Source organism: Brevundimonas sp. GN22 (genome assembly GCF_054824005.1).
Genome location: NZ_JSYD01000084.1, coordinates 1 through 8590, shown reverse-complemented (window position 1 = coordinate 8590; position 8590 = coordinate 1). Strand labels below are relative to the sequence as shown.

General features: G+C 55.1%; 6 protein-coding genes and 1 pseudogene. 5 read left to right on the top strand and 2 right to left on the bottom strand.

Annotated features, from left to right (window positions below; all coding sequences use genetic code 11):
• Together OB03_RS11730 and OB03_RS11725 are read right to left on the bottom strand one after the other, a co-directional pair.
• Nucleotides 1-185, bottom strand: a pseudogene (locus tag OB03_RS11730) (cell envelope biogenesis protein OmpA); the annotation flags it as partial.
• Between the two features lie 209 nt (nt 186-394).
• On the bottom strand, nt 395-2566 hold the full coding sequence (locus tag OB03_RS11725; RefSeq protein WP_461344251.1) for an AGE family epimerase/isomerase: 2172 nt from the start codon (nt 2564-2566) through the stop codon (nt 395-397).
• A gap of 436 nt (nt 2567-3002) precedes the next feature.
• Here OB03_RS11725 and OB03_RS11720 point away from each other — a divergent pair, with 436 nt between their 5' ends.
• From OB03_RS11720 to OB03_RS11700, 5 genes are all read left to right on the top strand, one after another.
• Nucleotides 3003-4385 (top strand): FkbM family methyltransferase, encoded by a 1383-nt coding sequence (locus OB03_RS11720; protein ID WP_461344250.1) that lies wholly within the window; start codon nt 3003-3005, stop codon nt 4383-4385.
• A gap of 510 nt (nt 4386-4895) precedes the next feature.
• Nucleotides 4896-5825, top strand: coding sequence for an acetylglutamate kinase (gene argB, locus OB03_RS11715; protein ID WP_461344249.1), 930 nt, complete (start codon nt 4896-4898; stop codon nt 5823-5825).
• A complete protein-coding gene (locus OB03_RS11710; RefSeq protein WP_461344248.1) occupies nt 5822-6535 on the top strand; it encodes a pyrimidine 5'-nucleotidase in 714 nt (237 codons plus the stop codon). The genes argB and OB03_RS11710 overlap by 4 nt, the downstream gene beginning before the upstream one ends.
• The gene (gene dapD, locus OB03_RS11705; RefSeq protein WP_461344247.1) at nt 6532-7389 is read left to right on the top strand and encodes a 2,3,4,5-tetrahydropyridine-2,6-dicarboxylate N-succinyltransferase; all 858 of its coding nucleotides are present in this window, start codon (nt 6532-6534) and stop codon (nt 7387-7389) included. The genes OB03_RS11710 and dapD overlap by 4 nt, the downstream gene beginning before the upstream one ends.
• A 292-nt stretch (nt 7390-7681) precedes the next feature.
• The coding region (locus OB03_RS11700; protein WP_461344246.1) for a S8 family peptidase at nt 7682-8590 on the top strand (909 nt) is incomplete at its 3' end.

The window sequence follows — 8590 nt, the reverse complement described above, 5'->3', positions numbered from 1 at the left end:
CCATCGTTCACTTCCCAGTTCCAGTTTGCACCGGTGGTGGACGACTCAGCGTTGATGTCGTCGATGATGTGGTAACCAGCGTCGATGGCGCCGTACCAGCCGTTCGGCTCAGCCGAGGCTGCACCAGCCGACACGGCCAGGGCGGCCGCCGCGCTGGAAGCCAGGATCAAACTCTTGACGCGCATATAAGCGGCCCTCCAAGAATTGTTGATGATGACGGTACAGACGTACCGCTAAACTGCAGATATCAGGCCCAACTGCTTAGGTCGAGGCCGTAATCTCGCCGCCCCCTCAAGAGGACGAGGGAACGTGATATTGACGCTACAGATTCTGAACGAATTCTTAAAAATCAAGCTCGCGTATACTCATAGCAAAAACGCGAACAAATCAGTTTTCAATCAGGACGACCCACGTCTAGGAATGCCTTTAGTTCACTGTAGACGCCCATAAGGTGATAGAGAGAACTTGCTTTGGCATTAGTGGGCGCAAACTCGTACGGTGTAACGAGCTGATCCTGCCACAATCCATTCGGCAATAGATACTTATTCATTGCGGTAAGAGCACGCTCGGCATCTCGAAGATAGCGTTCGCGCACCGAACCATTTGTCAAGTTAGCAAACCGTAGTGCTGCTCTCGCCCACTCCGTTTGAGGCCACAAACGAGCACGATATTCCGTAATCGCGCCGGTGGGATCCATTGCATCCGCCATAACACCTGCGTCGTCCCATATACCAGCCGAGCCCACTTCATAGAGCTTAGAGGCAGTGGCAGCGACTACAGACGAGTTCCTGCGCTCCGCGTATTGACTTAAGAGCCAAGCCCACTCGAACTGATGACCAGGCTCTACTCGCTTGCCGTAATCGGACCTCGTCCTTGCCCAATCTGCGGTGAAAAATTCGCGAATAGCACCATCGTCAGGGTCTATAAACACGTCCACCGCTAGTCGGACGATACGATCAGTGAATTCTACCCACCGAGCATCCTCCACCAACGCCTCCCATTCAAGCGAAGCCTCTAGGAGATGCATATGGACATTTGACTGGTAAGGATGATCGCCATCCTCTACTATCGCGCCATTGGATGCAGCTCTAGCGGACACTTCCGCGAGAAGATCCAAAGCAAGCATTGCGTTTCGTTCTGCTTCGATCCCGGCTCTATAGGCACTTGCAAGAGCAAAAACCACGAAAGCTATGTCATAAACTGACGCTTTACCTCCTGCGGGCCTAAGGGAAGGCGCAAGAAGCGATTGGAAATGGCCAGTTCCCTCGCAACGAAAATGCTCAAGTCGCTCAATGCCGGATGTAACGAGGTTGCGCCAAGGGCCTCTCCATCCCATTAGTCCCGCCTTACAGTAAACGTAACACTGTCGTGCTTGCACACGCAGTCGTAAATCGCAGTCAACGATACTCGCGTTGTATGTCAACTCTTCAGCGAAAATACCTTCTTCCTTCAACCCAAGGGTGCCCCACACGGGCAGAGCATGTTGCTCAATCCAGTGAATGTAATCTTGATAGGCATCCGATACATTCCGCAAATAGTCCTTTGAAAAATCTAAGTGAGAAGGTGATATCTCGCGCACATGATCCACAACCAACTTCACATCTTGAGCCTTATCGAGCGCACAGACTAAAACAGCATCATCTTCAACGACGACAGCGATATTTTCGACACCCAACACAGAAACCAGACGATCATTCTCTGAATATATGGTACTACCGTGAGCATCTTTCAGGATGTGACGCAGCGATGAGGTAGGAGCGCGCCTCGCTGCCACAGCGTCCCAGGCCCCCATATCTGACCATTCAAACGACACGGGAAGTACTGCTGCGAAGCTCGTCTTCTCCATCACAGCATAATCAATAGAAATTTTCGGCGCGTTCAAAAATCGGTCTGAGAGCCTTACGCAGATTTGCCCTGATTCTTCCTGTATTGCTGCACCGACGTGAACGCAAATTTCGGGTTGATGAGCATCAAGTTCCTCAATCAAGAAATCACTTCGAGCAACGAATATACCCGTATTCCATAGAAGACCTTGCCGAAGAAACTCTTGGGCATTCGTGACACTGGGCTTCTCTACAAATCGCTTAATGTCCGAAAGTCCGCTCGAGGCCGGCTCAATGTAGCCATAAGCTGATGAAGGCGACGTAGGCTTCACACCTAAGGTAACGATCTTACCCTTATCAGCAGCAAGGCTTGCTTCGAGCGCTGCGCGAGAAAATGCATCGTGGTCAGGTAAGAAATGATCGGACGATACAAATATGTTTATTCCGTTCTTCTCTTGCGAAAGCGTCCAAAGTGCTGCCGCTGCCATCGCGGGAGCGGAGTCGCGTCCAGCTGGCTCAAGAATGATTTGAGCAGTTACCCCGATTTCAGCCAGCTGCTGACGAACTAGCGCCTCGTGCGAAGCACCTGCGACAACAATCACCTGCCGACCATCGGTGACAAGATTCTGAACGCGAGCTACTGTATCCTGAAACAGAGAGCGTCTGCCCAAAAGCGGCAGAAACTGTTTGGGGCGCGATGGTCGTGAGGCGGGCCATAGCCGCGTGCCTGCCCCCCCACACATAATAACAGGATATATTGCCACGATAATATTGTCTCTCGCTTCGTATATTACCCTATCCCCACAAAATGGGGGGAGATACTTCTTCTTCCATCCAAAGCCCTCTTTTTCAATGCCCAAACTACAACACGATACGCAGAGTCAGAATCTAAAATGATTTAGGGAAGGATGAATCTCTCGAATTCGGGAACTCGGTTCTTGCAAATGCCTTCGCTTGATACGAAATCAATCGGGCTCAAGCGACTGCAAAGATCATACGGTTCATATAGTCACGCTCAAGATCTTTAGCTTGTCTACACTCTCGACTAGGCGAGCGTCTGAAAATTAAGTCCTTGTTGGGGTTTGGCTATTTGATCGATTAGCTTACCGTTCCAGACGGTGGCTTCGGCGCGAGAAGACATGCGCTTAGCAAGATCGGCGAAGCGTACGCAACGAGGATATGATTAATTATTTCGCCGCGGATCAGCCTGCTAAAGCACGTTTTGGCCCAAGCTTCCGTGGTGCAAGCAATGCAGAGTTTTCAGAGGTCCACGACGAATTTCAAGCAGCCCTTGCGCGCCTCAAAATAACCAATGCATCCTTCCAATGTATCATAAGGAACCAAAATATGAATGCTCCGATCCATGACTTCAACGTAGGTGACCGGACTTTTCGGGTTGCCACTGACGAGGCTGACACCCTGATCGGCTACACCTTGGCGAACGAAAAGACATGGGAGCCATGGCAACTAGAAATTTATCGCCGCCTTCTGAACCCAAATTCCGTCTGTTACGACATAGGAGCCAATATCGGTACAAGTGCGCTCGCAATGGCACATTACGGCGGACAGGTGTTCGCCTTCGAGCCAGTAACGAATACGCACCGCATTCTTGTGGAGAATGTAGCTAGAAACGGCGTGGAAAATATTACCACAGTAAACGCCGGTATATCTAACGCTGATGGCGAGGCCAAAATCATAGTAGATCGCGCCATGCTCGGCAATGCTCACCAAATCAAGGGCCATCAAGAGCTGGGCGACACACAGTATATTGATACGATGGCGTTGCGTTCGCTTGACAGTTGGCGAGCCGAGACAGGAGCTGCAAAACCCGACCTTATAAAGATCGATGTAGAAGGTTATGAGATCGAGGTGCTGGAGGGAGGTTCGGAATTGTTCTACGATCCCAACCTGATTGTCATAGTTGAATTTGCGATAGTTCCACAGCGGACTGCTTGGGAAGGATACTTTCCTGATGAACCCAAAGACGTCGCATTCTTTAGAGAGCTCAGGAAACGGTTTCGCCATATCTTCTTGATCGGCCGAGACCAAAAACTTTTCCGCATACGCAGCTACGCGGAACTACGAGTACTAATGATGAGGGGTTATCCAGTGGATGACTTACTCTGTTGCCAAATTGTACCTGACAGTCTTGCAGACTTAATCGAGGTAGGGCCCGTCTTGCCAGGATGGCTGGGATCCAAATCGATAGTTTCAAACGATGGCTTGTTGCTGACGCTGAATCAAGACGATGACGGATGGGCGCTCAAACTCGGCTCAGAGCTAGGCGGATGCTCTGCAATTATTGCATACACGGAGCGCCCTATGACAATAAAGCTCAAATTTTCCCCGATCCACATCGAATCAACGGGGGTACCGATTCGGCCCGTGATGATCGTAAATGGCGACCAGATTAGTTTCACCGATACTATCGCCTCAATCCACCTCTCTAAAGGCGTTAACTGGATTTTGCTTGAAGCCCAAAACGCATTTGATGCCGGTCAATATTTTGGTAATCCAAATGATACCCGTCAAATTGCATTCAAATACGCCATAGAAGTTTAACCTTCGGGGAGTCGAATCGAAGACACCCGCGAAAGTGGGTGTCGCTTCGGTTGCAGAAATAGCCCCAATAGTTACACTATCGAACCCTTGAATAGAATCTCGTCGACCTATGTGTGGGAAATAATGCCAAGACGCCTCTACATTAGGTATTCTTAGCTTACGACCATCATTAAATTCCCGTCGGCCGCTAGATCGGTGCCAGACCTTCGATAAACATTCTATGTCGGAGCTCATTTGACGGGATCCAGGTCTCTAGGTGGGGGAGGCACAACACGCCGAGGAGTCCTATGGGCGAGCTTGAGAGGTTAGGCCGTTATCGCGGAATTTCCTATCGAGCGCTACAAACCACGCTGCCGGGAGGCCTCGTTTCTATCCTCCTAGAGGAACACACTAGACGCTACACCACCCTAAGGTGATCGCTACGCAGCCCCACACCGCTCGCGCCCCCCGCAGCCCTTTGTTCAAAGTAAGGGTGACTTGAAGCCGCTTAGGCGTTATGGCGCGGTCACTATGAACGAAGTCGATCGCCAATCCGAAGAGCGCAGCTGGGAAACCGCAAAAACCCTGGCTGAAGCCCTGCCCTACATCCAGGTCTATGACCGGGAGACTGTGGTCATCAAATATGGTGGCCACGCAATGGGTGAGAGCGCTGTTGCCAAGCAGTTTGCCGCCGATGTTGTGCTGCTGAAACTGATGGGTGTGAATCCCGTGGTTGTCCACGGCGGCGGCCCGCATATCAGCGCCATGCTGGACAAGGCCGGCGTGAAGTCGAGCTTCATCGACGGCCTGCGCGTGACCGACAAGGACACGATGGCGGTTGCCGAGATGGTGCTGTCGGGTGCGGTCAACAAAGAGATCGCCCACTGGATCACGGTCGCCGGCAAGGAAGCCGACGTTCGCGGCGTGGGCCTGTCGGGCAAGGACGCCGGTCTGCTGACGGTCGAAAAGACCCGTCGCACCAAGCGCGACCCTGACAGCATGATCGAGCACGAGGTCGATCTGGGCTTCGTCGGTGAACCGACCAAGGTTGACCCGAAGCTCATCAAGGGTCTGATCGCTTCGGAAACCGAAGACTGGGTTCCTGTCATCGCCCCGATCGGCGTGGCCGAAGACGGCATGACGTATAACGTCAACGCAGACACCGTGGCTGGCGCAATCGCTGGCTCGCTGAATGCCAAGCGCATGCTGCTGCTGACGGACGTTCCGGGCGTGAAGGGTGCAGACGGCGAGATTATCCGCCAGATGAACCTTGAAGGCGCACAAAAGCTGATTGACGACGGTGTTGCTACCGGCGGCATGATCCCGAAGCTGGAAACCGCTATGGCGGCCGTCCGCGCCGGTGTTGAAGCCGTTGTCATTCTGGATGGCCGTCGCCCGCACGCCATGCTGGTCGAGTTGTTCACCGAGAATGGTGCCGGCACGCTGGTGAAAGCCCAGTGAGCGAACGCATGCCGACGGAAGAGGCCCTCAACCTTCCGACCGACATTGCCGCCGACCTCAAAGGTATAAAGTCGTGGGTCTTTGACCTCGACAACACCCTTTATCCGGTCGAGAGCCAGTTCATGGGTCTCGTGGAAAAGCGCATCAACGATTACGTGGTGCGCACTTCGGGGCTTCCTGCCGACGAGGCGCTGGTCATGCAGAAATCCTTCCTGCACGACTACGGCACCTCGCTGGCTGGGCTGATGACCCGCTATCAGATCGACCCGCACCACTTCCTTGCCGAAGTGCATGATGTGCCGCTGGACGTTCTTCAGCCCGATACGGCCCTGCGCATGGGTCTGGAGCGCCTGCAGGGCAAGCGCGTCATCTTCACAAACGGCTCGACCGTTCATGCCCATCGCGTTCTGAAGAAACTGGGCATCGATGATTTGTTCGAGGGTGTGTTTGCCCTTGAAGACGCCGATCTGATCCCCAAGCCGGACCCGCGCACCTTCCGAAAGATGCTGGCGATGTTCGACATCGATCCCGTGAGTGCCTGCTTCTTTGAAGACACGCCGCAAAATCTGGCTCCGGCCAAGGATATCGGCATGAAGACGGTTCTAGTCGGCCCCAAGGCCCTCAGCACCGAGGGCGACTTTATTGATTATCGCGCGGCCTCCCTGCCGCCCTTCCTGACCACCGCCATTCTTGACGGAGATCCCGAATGACCAACCTCACCAAGCTCGAAAGCGTCATCGAAGCCGCTTGGGAAGCCCGCGCCGACATCAATGCCCAGACCCAGGGCGATGTGCGCGAAGCCGTTGAAAAGGCACTAGCGCTGCTTGATTCCGGTGAGGCGCGCGTCGCCACCCGCGGCGAAGATGGTGTCTGGACGACCCACCAGTGGCTGAAGAAGGCTGTGCTGCTGGGCTTCCGTCTGAATGACAACATCATCATGCGCGCGGGCGACCGCAGCATGAACAGCCTGGCTCCAGCTGTTGGCCCGTTCTTCGATAAGGTCGCCAACAAGTTCGGTGACTGGACCGCCACCGATTACCAGAACGCGGGCTTCCGCTCGGTTCCGGGCGCAATCGTCCGTCACGGCGCACACATCGCCAAGTCGGTCGTGCTGATGCCGTCCTTCGTCAACATCGGCGCTTACGTCGGTGAGGGCACGATGGTCGACACCTGGGCCACCGTCGGCTCGTGCGCCCAGATCGGTAAGAACGTCCACCTTTCGGGCGGTGCCGGTATCGGCGGCGTTCTGGAACCGCTGCAAGCCAACCCGACCATCATCGAGGACGGCTGCTTCATCGGTGCCCGTGCCGAAGTGGCCGAAGGCGTGATCGTTCGCGAAGGTGCCGTGCTGGCCATGGGTGTCTATCTGTCGGCTTCGACCAAGATTGTCGACCGCGCCACGGGCGAGATCTTCCGCGGTGAAGTTCCGGCCTATTCGGTCGTGGTTCCGGGCACCCTGCCTGACCCGAACGGCGGCCCGTCGCTGTACTGCGCTGTCATCGTCAAGCGCGTGGACGCCCAGACCCGCGCCAAAACCGGCGTGAACGAGCTTCTGCGCGACTAAAAAAATACACCCAAGCTTAAAACGTTACATATGGCAAAGGTCAGCAAGCAATTGCCGACCTTTGATTGTATTGGCCGCCTTGTAAACAACCTTAAAGGCAAGGCCAATGAGTTCCGTTGTCAATGATAACGCGGTTAGGCAAGCAGCACCCAAAGATAACCGCGGAATTTATACAGCAACTCATAAGCGGATATTGCTCTCGTGTGGTGCGTTTCCTCTGCTCTTACTGCCGCTGGCAGCTTGCGGCGGAGGGGGCGGCGGCAACACCCTGCCCGATGGCCCGCCGGCACCCGTGCTTACTGCCCCTCCGCCTCCAGCAACAACTCCACCGCCGCCCCCGCCGCCTCCGGCCGTAAGCGTCGAAATTCCCGAGTTATCCTCGTGGGAATACACCCGCAGTTGGCTGAACCACGACACCAACGTCTATTCGGCATGGCAGTCCGGCGCTACGGGTGAAGGCGTCACAGTTGCCGTCATCGATTCCGGCATCGACCTCGATCACCCCGACCTGTCGGTCAACATTTCCCCGCTTTCGACTGACATCAATACCGAGCGCAACAATCCCGAGGGCACCTCGATGCACGGCACGCGCGTGGCCAGCATCATTGCAGCCCCCTTCAACGGGACGGGCACCGTCGGCATCGCCTTTAACGCCGAGATTCTTTCCGTTCGCACCGACACGGTCGACAACAACAACATGTTCAATAACGCCGATCTGGCAAAGGGCATCGCTTACGCCGTGGATAACGGCGCGAAGATCATCAACCTGTCGCTGGGTGGCGAGAGCAAGTTGAATGCGGCGTTCGAGGCGGCTCTCGAATACGGCATCGAACGCGGCGCTATTTTCACAATGGCCGCCGGGAACAAGAGCAGCACCAATCCCCAATGGCCTGCGCGATATGCGACCGACCCCCGCTTTGCCGGCTCGATCATCATCGTGGGCGCTCACTCCGAAGACGGCACCATGGCCGACTTCTCCAACAAGGCCGGCGTCGGGATGGACAGCTATATCTCCGCGCCCGGCGACGATGTGGTCACCGACTGCCGCGAAGGTTCGTGCTGGAGCGTTGATGGCACCTCGTTCGCCTCCCCCGCCGTAGCCGGGGCTATGGCTCTTTTGAACGAAGCCTTCCCCAATCTGACGGGCCGCGAGATTGTCGAAATCCTGCTGCGCACAGCGGCGGATGCGGGTGACACCGGC